The sequence below is a fragment of the Streptomyces sp. NPDC028331 genome (genome assembly GCF_055565775.1).
Genome location: NZ_JBVHTR010000009.1, coordinates 1 through 13,825, shown reverse-complemented (window position 1 = coordinate 13,825; position 13,825 = coordinate 1). Strand labels below are relative to the sequence as shown.

Genomic DNA, 13,825 nt, shown 5'->3' with positions numbered 1-13,825 from the left:
GCCGGTGCACCGCCTGAGTCCTTAAGAAGGCGAGGACTTGAGCATGGGATCCACTTCCGGCGAGCACACCACCCCCGAAGGCGTCGGGCGACGCGACCTGATCAGGCGTTCCGTCGCGCTCGGCCTGGTCTCCGTCCCCACGATGAGCTTCCTGTCCGCCTGCGCCAGCAGCGGGGGCGGCGGCCAGGGCAAGGCGAAGGCCGGCAAGAAGACCGAGCAGAACCCGCTCGGCGTCAACGACACGGCGCAGATGGAGTTCGTGCTCTTCGACGGCGGCTTCGGCAAGGAGTACGCCGAGGACGCGGTGAAGATCTACCAGAAGGACTTCCCGAAGGCGAAGGTGAAGTTCTCCGCCACCCAGAAGATCCAGTCCACCCTGCAGCCCCGCTTCAACCAGGGAACCCCGCCCGACCTCATCGACAACTCCGGCGCCGAGCAGATGGACATGGGCGTCCTGGTCAGCCGCAACCAGCTCGCCGACCTCACCCCGCTCCTCGACGCCCCCTCCTACGACGACGCCTCGAAGAAGGTCCGCGACACGCTGCGCCCCGGCATCGTCGAGATGGGCCAGTTCGACGGCAAGCCCGTGTGGATCCTGTACTACGCCTACACGGTCTACGGCGTCTGGTACTCGCAGAAGCTCCTCGACTCCCTCGACGTGCAGTACCCGCAGACCTGGGACGAGATGCTCGCGGTCTGCGAGAAGGCCAAGAAGAAGGGCATCGCGGGGTGGACGTACGCCGGCAAGTACCCGTACTACATCCCCTTCTCCCTGTACCCGATGATCGGCAAGGTCGGCGGCCGCGAGGTCCTCGACGCCATCGACAACCTGGAGCCGAACGCCTGGAAGCACCCGGCCGTCAAGGCCTGTTTCGAGGCGTACTACGAGCTGTACAAGAAGGGCTACATCCTCAAGGGCACGCCCGGCCTCGACCACATCCAGTCGCAGACCGCCTGGGCCCAGGGCAAGGCGCTGTTCATCCCGAACGGCTCCTGGGTGGAGAACGAGTCCGCCAACGTCATCCCCGCCGACTTCTCCCTCGCCGTCTCCGCGCCCTCCGGCATCGACTCCTCCGACAAGCTGCCCTTCGGCACCATCTGGGCCTCCGGAGGCGAGCCCTTCATCGTCCCGGCCAAGGCGCAGAACCCCGAGGGCGGCATGGAGCAGCTCCGCATCATGCTCAGCGAGGCCTCCTCCAAGAACTTCACCACCAAGGTCAAGTCGCTGACGGCGTTCAACGGCGGCACGTCCGGCATCAGCCTCACCCCGGGCCTGAAGTCCGGTGTGGCCGCGCTGGAGAAGGCCGGGAGTAACGTGCTGAACCCGCGGCTGCAGGACTGGTACGTGCAGCTCGAGAAGGAGAAGATCGGCGTGTCCGGCCTCGGCGAGATGATGGCGGGCCGTATCACCCCGGCCGAGGCCATCAAGCGGATCCAGGGCTTCGCCGACGAGACCGCCAAGGACACGTCGATCAAGCACTACAAGCATCAGTGAGGGTCCGTCAGGGGTAGGTCTGTCGCGCGGGCCCGTCGGCGGCAGCGGGGGCTGCCGCCCGTACGGCCGGATCGGGGTCGTTAGCCATGCACCACGGCAAGTACCGGTTCATCGTGGGGTTCCTGACGGTTCCCCTCGGTCTGTACGCGCTCTTCGTCGTCTGGCCGTTCATCCAGTCCGTCTACTACTCGTTCACGGACTGGACCGGCCTGAGCCCCGAGTTCAGGATGGTGGGCTTCGAGAACTACACGCGGATGGTCCACGACGACATCTTCTGGAAGTCGCTGTGGCACAGCCTGCTGTTCGCGCTGGTGCTGCCGCCGGTGACGATCGGGCTCGCGCTGTTCCTCGCCTTCATGATCAACGTGGGCGGCCGGCGGCGGAAGGGCGGGCCGGCGATCTCCGGCGTCCGCGGCTCGTCCTTCTACAAGATCGTCTACTTCTTCCCGCAAGTGCTCTCGATCGCGATCGTCGCCCTGCTGTTCGCCTTCGCGTACAACCCGGACAGCGGCGCCATCAACTCGCTGCTGCGCGGCATCGGACTCGACAGGGTCCAGCCGCTGTGGCTGGGCGATCCCGGCCTCGCCCTGTGGTGTGTGATGGCGGTGCTGGTCTGGTCCACGGTCGGCTTCTTCGTGGTCCTGTTCTCCGCGGGCATGGCCTCCATCCCCGCGGACCTGTACGAGGCGGCGCTCCTGGACGGGGCGAACCGCGTCACCACCTTCTTCCGGATCACCTTGCCGCTGCTGTGGGACACCGTGCAGTCCGGCTGGGTGTACATGGGCATCCTGGCCCTGGGCGCCGAGTCGTTCGCGGTCGTACAGATCATGACCACCGGGCCGGGCGGGCCGGACTACTCGACCACCGTCATGGTGCTGTACGTCTACCAGAAGGCCTTCCGCGACGGTCAGGCCGCCTACGCAACCACGATCGGCGTCGCCCTGCTCGTCGTCACGCTGCTGTTCGCCGCGGTCGTGATGCGGCTGGGCCGGCGCGAGCGGCTGGAGTACTGATCATGGAGACCACAAAGACCCCCGCCCCGATCCCGGCCGAGCCGCACGTCACCGCCGGAAAGGCGGACGCCCAGGTGGACGGTCCGCCCCGGGGGAAGCGGGAAGGCGCCGTCCTCAACGTCTTCTCGCACGGCATGCTGGTCCTGTGGGCGTTCATGGTGGTCATGCCGCTGCTGTGGGCGGTGATGACCTCCTTCAAGGACGACCGCTCGATCTTCGACTCGCCCTGGTCGCTGCCGGACAGGCTGCACTTCGAGAACTGGGCGCGGGCCTGGACCGACGCCAACATGAGCGACTACTTCCTCAACACCGTGCTGGTGGTGGGCGGTTCGCTCGTCGGGACGCTGGTGCTCGGCTCGATGGCGGCGTACGTCCTCGCCCGCTTCGACTTCCCGGGCAACCGGTTCATCTACTACCTGTTCATCGGCGGCATGAGCTTCCCGATCATGCTCGCGCTGGTCCCGCTGTTCTACGTCGTGAACAACATGGGGCTGCTGAACACGATCCACGGGCTGATCCTCGTCTACATCGCCTACTCGCTGCCCTTCACGGTGTTCTTCCTGACCGCGTTCTTCCGCTCGCTGCCCACCTCGGTGGCCGAGGCCGCGTTCGTGGACGGCGCCTCGCACAGCCGTACGTTCTTCCAGATCATGCTGCCGATGGCCAAGCCGGGCCTGATCAGCGTGGGGATCTTCAACTTCCTGGGCCAGTGGAACCAGTACATGCTCCCGACGGTCCTGAACACCGATCCCGACAAGCGCGTCCTCACCCAGGGCCTGGTCCAGCTCGCCGCCAGCCAGGGTTACAAGGGGGACTGGTCCGGTCTCTTCGCCGGCCTGGTGATGGCGATGCTGCCGGTCCTCGCGGCCTACATCGTCTTCCAGCGCCAGGTGGTGCAGGGGCTGACGGCGGGCGCGCTGAAGTAGCGGTCGGCCGAGTCATCGCGTCCGCCGGCGTCCTCCCCGTGAACCGGGGGCGGCGCCGGCGTGTCCGTCCGCCCTCATTTCGATCCCTCTCGATTTCCGTCAAGGACTTGACTGCGGTAACCCGTTCAGCGGAGCTTGGAGTTCACAACTTGTACGTGACCCGGATTCCATTGCTGTGATCCGGGTCACATGGGCGGCGCCGTGGCCGCCGCGCTGAGGGCAGGAGTGGATGAGTCGATGGAGACTCCGGGATCGCAGTCGTCGCTGCACAGGGCAAATCTGGAGCGCGTCGTCCGTGCGGTGCGGCTGGCCGGGTCGCTGACGCAGGCGGAGATCGCGAGGACGACGGGTCTGTCCGCGGCGACCGTCTCCAATATCGTGCGGGAGCTCAAGGACGGCGGAACCGTCGAGGTCACCCCCACGTCGGCGGGTGGCCGCAGGGCCCGCAGCGTCTCTCTCAGTGGTGACGCCGGCATCGTGATCGGCGTCGACTTCGGGCACACCCATTTGCGCGTCGCGATCGGGAATCTCGCCCATCAGGTGCTCGCCGAGGAGTCGGAGCCCCTGGATGTGGACGCGTCCGCGGCGCAGGGCTTCGACCGGGCGGAAGAGCTGGTCAGCAGGCTGATCGAGGCCACCGGAGTGAGCCGTTCCAAGATCGCGGGCGTGGGGCTCGGTGTGCCCGGGCCCATCGACGTCGAGTCGGGCACGCTCGGCTCCACCGCCATCCTGCCGGGCTGGACCGGCACCCGGCCCGCCGAGGAGCTGCGGGGGCGGCTCGGCGTGCCGGTGCACGTGGACAACGACGCCAACCTCGGCGCGCTCGGCGAGCTGGTCTGGGGCAGTGGCCGGGGGGTCAAGGACCTGGCGTACATCAAGGTGGCGAGCGGTGTGGGCGCCGGACTGGTGATTGACGGCAAGATCTACCGCGGGCCTGGTGGCACAGCGGGAGAAATCGGGCATATTACTCTCGATGAATCCGGTCCCGTCTGCCGCTGCGGCAACCGGGGTTGCCTGGAGACGTTCGCGTCGGCGCGGTACGTGCTGCCGCTGCTCCAGCCCAGCCACGGCACCGACCTGACCATGGAAGGCGTGGTGAGGCTGGCGCGGGACGGTGATCCGGGCTGTCGTCGGGTGATCGCCGATGTCGGCCGCCACATCGGCAGTGGAGTCGCCAACCTGTGCAATCTGCTCAATCCGAGCCGCGTGGTCCTGGGCGGTGATCTCGCCGAGGCCGGTGAGCTGGTCCTCGGGCCCATCAGGGAGTCGGTCGGCCGGTACGCGATCCCCAGCGCCGCGCGCCAGCTCTCCGTGCTGCCCGGGGCGCTCGGCGGCCGCGCGGAGGTGCTGGGAGCGCTTGCTCTCGCACTCAGCGAAATGGGTGATTCAACCCTTTTGGACGGCAGCCTGCCCGCTGCGACGCCTGCCTTCACTTAGATAACGGATGGCACCGTTGCCATCTCGTTAAGGATTTACTTCTTGACGTCGCACGTGTGGCCGAGTTGACTTCCAGCCACCTCGGCCGCAACGACGCGGCCTCGTCAGGGAGGTTTCTAGAAGTGAACACGCGTATGCGTCGTGCGGCCTTCGCCGTTGCTGCTGGTGCCATGGCCGTCTCGCTCGCCGCCTGTGGCAGCGCCAAGGAGTCCGGCAAGAGCTCGTCCCCGTCCTCGAACGCCAAGAAGGGCGACGCCATCAAGGTCGGTCTGCTTCTCCCCGAGAACCAGACGGCGCGTTACGAGAAGTTCGACCGGCCCTTGATCGAGAAGAAGGTCAAGGAGCTGACCAACGGCAAGGGCCAGGTCGTCTACGCCAACGCCAAGCAGGACGCCACCCTGCAGAACCAGCAGGTCGACACCATGATCACCAACAAGGTCGACGTGCTGATCGTGGACGCGGTGGACGCCGCGGCCATAAAGAACTCCGTGCAGAAGGCCAAGGACGCGGGCATCCCCGTCGTCGCCTACGACCGCCTGGCGCAGGGCCCGATCGACGCCTACACCTCGTTCGACAACGTGACCGTCGGCAAGACGCAGGGTCAGGCCCTTCTCACGGCCCTGGGCTCCAAGGCCAAGGCCGGCAAGATCGTCATGATGAACGGCTCGTCCACCGACCCGAACGCCGCCCAGTTCAAGCAGGGCGCCCTCTCGGTCCTCAAGGACAAGGTGAACATCGGCGAGTCCTACGACACCAAGGACTGGAAGCCGGAGAACGCCAACGCCAACATGGAGGCGGCGATCTCGGCCCTGGGCAAGAAGAACATCGTCGGCGTCTACTCCGCCAACGACGGCATGGCCGGCGGTATCATCACCGCCCTCAAGGCCGCCGGCATCAAGGTTCCGGTCACCGGCCAGGACGCCGAGCTCGCGGGCGTGCAGCGCATCGTCACCGGCGACCAGTACATGAGCGTCTACAAGCCGTACCCGCAGGAGGCGAACATCGCCGCGGAGATGGCCGTCGACCTCGCCCAGGGCAAGTCGCTCGACTCGATAGCGAAGGACAAGGTCGACAGCCCGACCACCAAGCAGGTGCCCTCCGTCCTGGTCCCGGTCGTCGCTCTGACGAAGGACAACATCAAGGACACCGTCATCAAGGACGGCATCTACACCGTCGCGGACATCTGCACCGCGCAGTACAAGTCGGCCTGCGACGCGATCGGCCTGAAGTAACCGGCCGCAAGCCCCTTTCCCCGTACGGCGATTCGCCCTTGAATCCCCGTACGGGACTGGCGCACTGAAGCTCCTCCGGCGCCCCGCCTCCACCAGCCCCGCAAGCTCGTCGCGGGGCGCCGGACGGAACACCCCCCAAACTTCTGCACAACCTCCCGCCGGGTCAGGCGGCGAAGGAGATGGTTCACGTGTCCGCTACGCCCGTGCTGGCGTTGCGCGGGGTCTCCAAGCGGTTCGGTGCCGTTCAGGCGCTCACCGACGTAGAGCTTGAGGTCCACGCCGGTGAGGTGGTCGCCCTGGTCGGCGACAACGGCGCCGGAAAATCCACGCTGGTCAAGACGATCGCCGGCGTGCACCCCATCGATGAGGGCGTCATCGAGTGGGAAGGCAAGACGGTCCACATCGGCAAGCCGAACGACGCCCAGAACCTGGGTATCGCGACGGTCTACCAGGACCTCGCGCTGTGCGACAACATCGACGTCGTCGGCAACCTCTACCTCGGCCGGGAGATCCGCCGCCGCGGCGTGCTGGACGAGGTGGAGATGGAGCGGCGCTCGCGCGAGCTGCTGGACCAGCTCTCCATCCGCATCCCCAGCGTCCGCATCCCGATCGCCTCGCTCTCCGGCGGTCAGCGCCAGGTCGTGGCCATCGCCCGGTCCATGCTCGGCGAGCCCAAGCTGGTGATCCTGGACGAGCCCACCGCCGCCCTCGGCGTCGAGCAGACCGCTCAGGTGCTCGACCTGGTGGAGCGGCTGCGCGAGCGCGGTCACGCCGTGATCCTCATCAGCCACAACATGGCCGACGTGAAGGCCGTCGCCGACAAGGTGGCGGTGCTGCGTCTGGGGCGCAACAACGGCGTCTTCGAGGTCAAGACGACCTCGCAGGAAGAGATCATCTCCGCCATCACCGGCGCCACGGACAACGCCGTGACCCGTCGTGCGGCGCGCAGCAATGGGGAGATCAAGAAGTGAGCATCGACAAGACCTCCACGCCCCCCGAGGACTCCGTCGTCGAGAACCCCGAGGCGGCCGCGAAGGCGGTCACCGCGGTCGACCCCCGGCTGCTGGTGCGCGAACAGGGCTTCGCGGGCTACATCGGCGAGTTCAAGCGCAAGATGAAGGCCGGCGACCTGGGCGCCATTCCGGTCGTCGTCGGTCTGGCGATCATCTGGATCATCTTCCAGAGCCTGAACTCCAACTTCCTGACCGCGGGCAACCTCTCCGACATCTCCGTCGCCATGGTCGGCACGGGCATGATCGCCGTCGGCATCGTCTTCGTGCTGCTGCTCGGTGAGATCGACCTGTCCGTCGGCTCGGTCTCCGGTGTCGCGGGTGCCGCCTTCGCCGTCCTGAACATCACCCACGGCATGAGCGAATGGCTCGCCTTCGTGCTGGCCATCCTCACCGGTACGGTCGCCGGCGCGATCCACGGCTTCGTCTTCGCGAAGATCGGTGTGCCCGCGTTCGCGGTCACCCTGGCCGGTCTGCTGTTCTGGAACGGCTTCATGCTCCAGATCCTGGGCGACAGCGGCACGATCAACCTCAACAGCGACGGCCTGGTCGCCAAGCTGACCACGTACTACTTCTCCGACGTGGCCGCCGCCTACGGGCTCGCGCTCGCGGTGACCGTGCTGTACTTCGTCAGCGCCTTCCTCGGCAACAAGCGGCGCGAGGCCGCGGGCGTGCCGTCCCGGCCGCTGAGCGAGACGATCCTGCGCACGGCGCTGCTGGCGATCGTCGCCTTCGCCGTGGCCGCCGTCTACAACCAGTACAAGGGCCTGCCGCTCGCCGTGGTCATCTTCATCGGTGTGCTGCTGGTCACGGACTTCGTGCTGCGCCGCACCGCCTACGGCCGCAAGGTGTTCGCGCTCGGCGGCAGCGTCGAGGCGTCCCGGCGTGCCGGTATCAACGTGGCCGCGGTCCGGATCTCGGTCTTCGCGATCTCCGGTACCTTCGCCGCGATCGGCGGTCTGTTCATCGCCTCGAAGATCGCGTCGGCCAACCAGGGCGCCGGTGGCGGTGACCTGCTGATGAACGCGATCGCGGCCGCCGTGATCGGTGGCACGTCGCTGTTCGGCGGGCGTGGCCGCACGTGGAACGCGCTCCTCGGCGTGCTGGTGATCGTCTCGATCCAGTACGGCCTCGCCCTGGAGGGCATCGCCTCGCCGGTCCAGTACATGATCACCGGTGGTGTCCTGCTCGCCACGGTCGTCATCGACGCCGTGACCCGCAAGACCCAGAAGACGGCCGGCCGCGCCTAGCGGCAGCCGACCCTTCAGGCCACTGTGCCCGGCGCCAACGGCGGTGCCGGGCACAGTCCTGTCCCGGCTCGTGTTTGGCCGGACACGATGGGGGGATCCAAGGGGCCACCGGTGATCCTCACAGCCGGAACATTAGACTCGACAGGCCCGGCGAACGCTCGACACAGCTCAACTGCAAGGAGGCACGGGTGCCGCTGCTGACCCGCATCAGGGGACCGCGCGATCTGGACCGGCTCAGCCTGGAGGAGCTGGACCAGCTGGCAGAGGAGATCCGGACCTTCCTCGTCGACGCCGTCTCCAAGACCGGCGGCCACCTCGGCCCGAACCTCGGTGTGGTCGAGCTCACCATCGCCCTGCACCGCGTCTTCGACTCCCCGAGGGACAAGGTGCTGTGGGACACCGGCCACCAGGCCTACGTCCACAAGCTGCTCACCGGCCGTCAGGACTTCTCCCGGCTGCGCACCAAGGGCGGCCTGTCCGGTTACCCCTCGCGTGCCGAGTCCGAGCACGACGTCATCGAGAACTCGCACGCCTCCACCGTGCTCGGCTGGGCCGACGGCCTGGCCAAGGCCAACCAGCTCCTCCAGCGCGACAGCCACGTCGTGGCCGTCATCGGAGACGGCGCCCTCACCGGCGGCATGGCCTGGGAGGCGCTGAACAACATCGCCGACGCCAAGGACCGCCCGCTCGTCATCGTCGTCAACGACAACGAGCGCTCCTACGCGCCCACGATCGGCGGCCTCGCCAACCACCTGGCCACCCTGCGCACCACGGACGGCTACGAGAAGTTCCTGGCCCGCACCAAGGAGGTCCTGGAGCGCACCCCCGTCGTCGGCAAGCCGCTCTACGAGACCCTGCACGGCGCCAAGAAGGGCCTGAAGGACTTCATCGCCCCGCAGGGCATGTTCGAGGACCTGGGCCTGAAGTACGTCGGCCCCATCGACGGGCACGACATCGAGGCCCTGGAGTCCGCCCTGGCCCGCGCCAAGCGGTTCGGCGGCCCGGTGATCGTGCACTGCCTCACCGAGAAGGGCCGCGGCTACAAGCCCGCCGAGCAGGACGAGGCCGACCGCTTCCACGGCATCGGCCCCATCCACCCCGACACCGGTCTGCCCATCAAGGCGGCCGCCGCGAGCTGGACCTCCGTCTTCGGCGACGAGATGGTCAGGCTCGGCCGGGAGCGCGACGACATCGTCGCCATCACGGCCGCGATGCTCCAGCCGGTGGGCCTGAAGAAGTTCGCGGACGCCTTCCCGAACCGGATCTTCGACGTCGGCATCGCCGAGCAGCACGGCGCGGTCTCCGCGGCCGGTCTCGCCACCGGCGGCCTGCACCCCGTCTTCGCGGTGTACGCCACCTTCCTCAACCGCGCCTTCGACCAGGTGCTCATGGACGTCGCCCTGCACAAGTGCGGTGTGACGTTCGTGCTCGACCGGGCGGGCATCACCGGCGACGACGGCGCCTCCCACAACGGCATGTGGGACATGTCGATGCTCCAGGTCGTCCCGGGCCTCAGGATCGCCGCGCCGCGCGACGCCGAGCAGCTCCGCGCCCAGCTCCGTGAGGCCGTCGACGTGGACGACGCGCCGACCGTGCTGCGCTACTCCAAGGGCGTCGTCGGCCCGGCCGTCCCCGCCGTCGGCAAGGTCGGCGGCATGGACGTGCTGCGCAAGGCCGACGCGCCGGTCCCGGACGTCCTGCTGGTCTCCGTCGGCGCGCTCGCCCCCATGTGCCTGGAGATCGCCGACCTGCTCGACAAGCAGGGCATCTCCACCACCGTCGTCGATCCCCGCTGGGTCAAGCCCGTCGACGAGGCGCTGGCCCCGCTCGCCGAGCGCCACCGGGTGGTCGTCACCGTCGAGGACAACTCCCGCGCCGGTGGCGTGGGTTCGGCGATCGCGCAGGCGCTGCGCGACGCGGGTGTGGACGTGCCGCTGCGCGACTTCGGCGTCCCGCCGCGCTTCCTCGACCACGCCTCCCGCAAGGAGGTGCTGGCGGAGATCGGCCTGACCGCGCCGGACATCGCCCGCCAGGTCACCGGGCTGGTCGCCAAGCTCGACGGGCGGTACGACCGTACCGGCAGCGCCCGGACGGTGGACTCGGTGGAGCCCGCCCGCGACTGACCAGGGCCCCGCTCGACCGCCCGGGCCGGTTTCTCCATTCTTTACGGTGGCGAAACCGGCCCATTTGCGTGAATCTGCCGGTGCCGGGGCATACGGAGTACGCCCCCTTTCGATCATGGCGGGGACGGCGAGCGCGGAGGTACGCCATGGGCAGCACCCTCTTCCGGACCAAGAACGTCGAGCAGTCGATCCAGGACACCGAGGCGCCGGAGCACGCGCTCAAGAAGACGCTCTCCGCCCTCGACCTGACCGTGTTCGGCGTCGGCGTCATCATCGGCACCGGCATCTTCGTGCTCACCGGCAAGGTCGCCAAGGAGAACGCGGGCCCCGCCGTCTCCCTGTCCTTCGTCGTGGCCGGCGTCGTCTGCGCGCTCGCCGCGCTCTGCTACGCGGAGTTCGCCTCCACGGTGCCGGTGGCGGGATCCGCGTACACGTTCTCCTACGCCACGCTCGGCGAGCTGCCCGCCTGGATCATCGGCTGGGACCTGGTCCTGGAGTTCGCGCTCGGCACGGCGGTGGTCGCCGTCGGCTGGTCCGGGTACATCCGCTCGCTGCTCGACAACGCCGGCTGGCACCTGCCCGCCTACCTCAGCGGACGGGAGGGGGCGCACGGGTTCGGCTTCGACGTTCTCGCCGCCGCTCTGGTCCTCGTGCTCACGGCGATCCTCGTCCTCGGGATGAAGCTGTCGGCCCGGGTCACCCAGCTCGTCGTCGCCATCAAGGTCACCGTGGTGCTGATCGTCATCGTCGGGGGAGCCTTCTTCGTCCACGGCGCCAACTACCAGCCGTTCGTCCCGAAGCCGCAGCCGGTGCCTGCGGGCGGCAGCCTCAAGGCCCCGCTCATCCAGCTCATGGTCGGCTGGGCGCCGTCCAACTTCGGTGTGCTGGGCATCTTCACCGCCGCGTCCGTCGTCTTCTTCGCCTTCATCGGCTTCGACATCGTGGCGACCACCGCCGAGGAGACCCGCAACCCGCAGCGCGACATGCCGCGCGGCATCCTCGGCTCGCTGTTCATCTGCACCGCGCTGTACGTGGCGGTCTCCATCGTCGTCACCGGCATGGAGCGCTACAGCAGGCTGTCCGTGGACGCGCCGCTCGCCGACGCGTTCAAGGCCATCGGGCACCCGTGGTTCGCGGGTGTGATCAGCTTCGGTGCCGCCGTCGGCCTGACCACCGTCTGCCTGATCCTGCTGCTCGGCCAGACCCGGGTGTTCTTCGCGATGAGCCGCGACGGGCTGCTGCCCCGTTTCTTCTCCCACGTCCACCGCCGCTTCAGGACCCCGCACCGGCCGACCATCCTGCTGGGCGTGGTCATCACCGTCGTCGCGGGCTTCACGAGCCTGAGCGAACTGGCCGAACTGGTCAACATCGGCACGCTGTTCGCGTTCATCGTCGTCGCGATCGGCGTCGTCGTCCTCCGCCGCACCCGCCCCGACCTGCAGCGCGCCTTCCGTACCCCGTTCGTTCCGGTGGTGCCGATCCTGTCGGTGTGCGCCTCGCTGTGGCTGATGGTGAACCTGCCGGCCGAGACCTGGCTGCGGTTCGCGATCTGGCTGGCCATCGGGTTCTTCGTGTACTTCCTCTACGGCCGTACCCACAGCCGCGTGGGCCGCGCCGAGGAGCCCGCGGCGGGCGGGGTGACCGGGCCGCCGGGATCCGGCAGGGCGTGACCGCGGGCCCGGCGCCCCGGCGCATCCGGCACGGCACCGCGCCTCGGGACGGACCGCTCAGCGCACGGTGCGCGGGCCCGTCACCTCCGCGCCCAGATCCGTCACCCGGCGCCGCAGCTCCCGGTCCGCCGTGACCACCAGGACCGGCCGGTCCCCGGCCTCGGCGACCAGCTCGACGATACGGTCGTCCCCGCTGCCGGGCGCCGAGTCCACCCGGATGCCGGGCACGGGCTCCACGCCGCGCGCCGCACCCTCCACCACCATCACCAGCTCCAGCGGCCCGGGAAAGCCGGGCAGCCCGTCGGCGGCGAACGGCACGAGACGGTCCCGCAACCGGTCCGCCGCGCCCCGACGGTCCCGCCACCAGCCGTCGGGCACCGACCCGACGACGTTCGCGGCATCGACGATCACCAGCAGCGGGTCACTCATGCCCACAGCCTCGCACGCGCCGTCCCGCCCGCGCTGGGGCGCCTCATTAAAATGGGCGAGTGTCGACGGTGCCCTGTGTGAACGGCTCATGGCTGCTGCGCGGCCGCGACGGCAGCCTGAGTGCCTACGCCCCGCGGGAGGAGGCGGTGTGGTGCCGGGCCGAGCGGCACCCGGCGCTTCCCTGGGCGCCCCCGCGCAGGGTCGGCGGCGACCAGCGCCTGCACACGCAACTCGCCCTCGGCCAGGGCGCCGACGGGTACGCCCATCTCGTCGCCTGGCGCCCCACGGTCCCCGGCGAGTCGGGCCTGGTGCACTCCACGCACTTCCGCCCGCACCTGGCCCCCCTGGACTGGATCCCGATCGGCCACCCGGACAAGAAGGGCGAGCGGACCGGCCCGCCGGCGGTGGCGGTGGACGCCGAGGGACGCGCCCATGTCTTCGTCCGCCACAAGGGCGGCGCTGTGAGCATGGTCGCCCAGAAGGAGCGCGGCGGCTGGAACCCCTGGCAGGACCTCGGGGGCCGGGCCGTGCACGGGCAACTGGCCGCCGTGGCCGGGAGTTCGGGCCGCGTCGAGCTGTACGCCGCCTCGGCCGACGGCATCCTGCGCTGGCACCAGGACGAGCCCGGCGCGGCCCTCGTCGCCGACGAGCCGCTGCGGACCCGTGTCCAGGCCGGCACGCTGAGCGCCCTGCCCACCTCCAAGGAGCACACCACGCTGTTCTTCGCGGACCCCGGGGGCATGGTGCACGCCTGGCGTCCGGGCGGCGCTCCGATCCCGCTGCTGCGCGCCGCGGGGCCCGGACCGGTGGCGGTGCTGCGCTGCGTCGTGGACGGCCACGACCGCACCCTGCTGGCCCAGTGCTCGTCCTCCGGCCGCGTCGCCTTCGCGGCCTGCCCCACCGAGCAGGAGCCGGCGGGCCTCAGGTGGACCGAGTCGGGGCCGCACCTGCCGGCGGGTACGCGGGTGGCGGTGGCCGAGGACGCGGAGGGACGCGTCGCGGCGGCCACGCTGACGCCGGACGGCGAACTGCGTGTGGCCCGTCAGGGGGACGAGCCGGGTCTCCTCGCCCTCACGGCCTGGCAGACCGTCTGACGGGCCCGGGAGTCACCGGCCCCGCGCACACGTGAAAGGGCCTCCGCCTTGCTCAGGTTCTAGTAGTCGTTGCAACACCCCAGCTCAGGGGATGCAATGGACTTCGAGATCCGCAGGGACCGGACGGCTCAGGGGCCTGTGAAGCT

11 protein-coding genes are annotated in these 13,825 nt (G+C 69.1%); 10 read left to right on the top strand and 1 reads right to left on the bottom strand.

Translation table 11 applies throughout. From position 1 onward, the window contains the following. Positions 1 to 43: 43 nt before the first annotated feature. From ngcE to ACZ4SW_RS15335, 9 genes are all read left to right on the top strand, one after another. A complete protein-coding gene (ngcE, locus tag ACZ4SW_RS15375) occupies positions 44 to 1,495 on the top strand; it encodes an N-acetylglucosamine/diacetylchitobiose ABC transporter substrate-binding protein (RefSeq protein WP_468242708.1) in 1,452 nt (483 codons plus the stop codon). 86 nt (positions 1,496 to 1,581) lie between these two features. Beyond that, positions 1,582 to 2,508: a carbohydrate ABC transporter permease gene (locus ACZ4SW_RS15370; RefSeq protein ID WP_468242706.1), complete on the top strand. Its 927-nt coding sequence runs from the start codon at positions 1,582 to 1,584 to the stop codon at positions 2,506 to 2,508. Between the two features lie 2 nt (positions 2,509 to 2,510). Beyond that, positions 2,511 to 3,434, top strand: a complete 924-nt coding sequence (locus ACZ4SW_RS15365) for a carbohydrate ABC transporter permease (RefSeq protein WP_468242703.1) — start codon at positions 2,511 to 2,513, stop codon at positions 3,432 to 3,434. Positions 3,435 to 3,671: 237 nt separating this feature from the next. After that, positions 3,672 to 4,871, top strand: a complete 1,200-nt coding sequence (locus tag ACZ4SW_RS15360; protein ID WP_468242701.1) for an ROK family transcriptional regulator — start codon at positions 3,672 to 3,674, stop codon at positions 4,869 to 4,871. Positions 4,872 to 5,005: 134 nt separating this feature from the next. After that, entirely contained in the window at positions 5,006 to 6,103 is a 1,098-nt protein-coding gene (locus tag ACZ4SW_RS15355; protein ID WP_468243193.1) for a sugar ABC transporter substrate-binding protein, read from the top strand. A 179-nt stretch (positions 6,104 to 6,282) separates the two neighbouring features. Beyond that, complete coding sequence (locus ACZ4SW_RS15350) at positions 6,283 to 7,074, top strand: ATP-binding cassette domain-containing protein (RefSeq protein ID WP_200418385.1); 792 nt, start codon at positions 6,283 to 6,285, stop codon at positions 7,072 to 7,074. Beyond that, on the top strand, positions 7,071 to 8,363 hold the full coding sequence (locus tag ACZ4SW_RS15345) for a sugar ABC transporter permease (RefSeq protein WP_468242699.1): 1,293 nt from the start codon (positions 7,071 to 7,073) through the stop codon (positions 8,361 to 8,363). The genes ACZ4SW_RS15350 and ACZ4SW_RS15345 overlap by 4 nt, the downstream gene beginning before the upstream one ends. A 188-nt stretch (positions 8,364 to 8,551) precedes the next feature. After that, positions 8,552 to 10,486, top strand: a complete 1,935-nt coding sequence (gene dxs, locus ACZ4SW_RS15340) for a 1-deoxy-D-xylulose-5-phosphate synthase (RefSeq protein ID WP_468242696.1) — start codon at positions 8,552 to 8,554, stop codon at positions 10,484 to 10,486. Positions 10,487 to 10,632: 146 nt separating this feature from the next. Continuing rightward, positions 10,633 to 12,156, top strand: a complete 1,524-nt coding sequence (locus ACZ4SW_RS15335) for an amino acid permease (RefSeq protein WP_468242694.1) — start codon at positions 10,633 to 10,635, stop codon at positions 12,154 to 12,156. Positions 12,157 to 12,213: 57 nt separating this feature from the next. Here ACZ4SW_RS15335 and ACZ4SW_RS15330 read toward each other — a convergent pair whose 3' ends face one another. Beyond that, the gene (locus ACZ4SW_RS15330; protein WP_468242692.1) at positions 12,214 to 12,585 is read right to left on the bottom strand and encodes a PIN domain-containing protein; all 372 of its coding nucleotides are present in this window, start codon (positions 12,583 to 12,585) and stop codon (positions 12,214 to 12,216) included. 77 nt (positions 12,586 to 12,662) lie between these two features. Between ACZ4SW_RS15330 and ACZ4SW_RS15325 the strand changes: the two genes are divergently transcribed. Then, positions 12,663 to 13,679: a DUF8189 domain-containing protein gene (locus tag ACZ4SW_RS15325; RefSeq protein WP_468243190.1), complete on the top strand. Its 1,017-nt coding sequence runs from the start codon at positions 12,663 to 12,665 to the stop codon at positions 13,677 to 13,679. The last annotated feature ends 146 nt before the right edge of the window (positions 13,680 to 13,825 follow it).

Excerpts from the sequence above, each read along its gene's own strand:
- ACZ4SW_RS15355 (WP_468243193.1), top strand. The coding sequence starts at position 5,006 with ATGCGTCGTGCGGCCTTCGCCGTTGCTGCTGGTGCCATGGCCGTCTCG.
- ACZ4SW_RS15365 (WP_468242703.1), top strand. The coding sequence starts at position 2,511 with ATGGAGACCACAAAGACCCCCGCCCCGATCCCGGCCGAGCCGCACGTC.
- ACZ4SW_RS15330 (WP_468242692.1), bottom strand. The coding sequence starts at position 12,585 with ATGAGTGACCCGCTGCTGGTGATCGTCGATGCCGCGAACGTCGTCGGG.
- ngcE (WP_468242708.1), top strand. The coding sequence starts at position 44 with ATGGGATCCACTTCCGGCGAGCACACCACCCCCGAAGGCGTCGGGCGA.
- ACZ4SW_RS15370 (WP_468242706.1), top strand. The coding sequence starts at position 1,582 with ATGCACCACGGCAAGTACCGGTTCATCGTGGGGTTCCTGACGGTTCCC.
- ACZ4SW_RS15350 (WP_200418385.1), top strand. The coding sequence starts at position 6,283 with ATGGTTCACGTGTCCGCTACGCCCGTGCTGGCGTTGCGCGGGGTCTCC.
- ACZ4SW_RS15360 (WP_468242701.1), top strand. The coding sequence starts at position 3,672 with ATGGAGACTCCGGGATCGCAGTCGTCGCTGCACAGGGCAAATCTGGAG.
- ACZ4SW_RS15335 (WP_468242694.1), top strand. The coding sequence starts at position 10,633 with ATGGGCAGCACCCTCTTCCGGACCAAGAACGTCGAGCAGTCGATCCAG.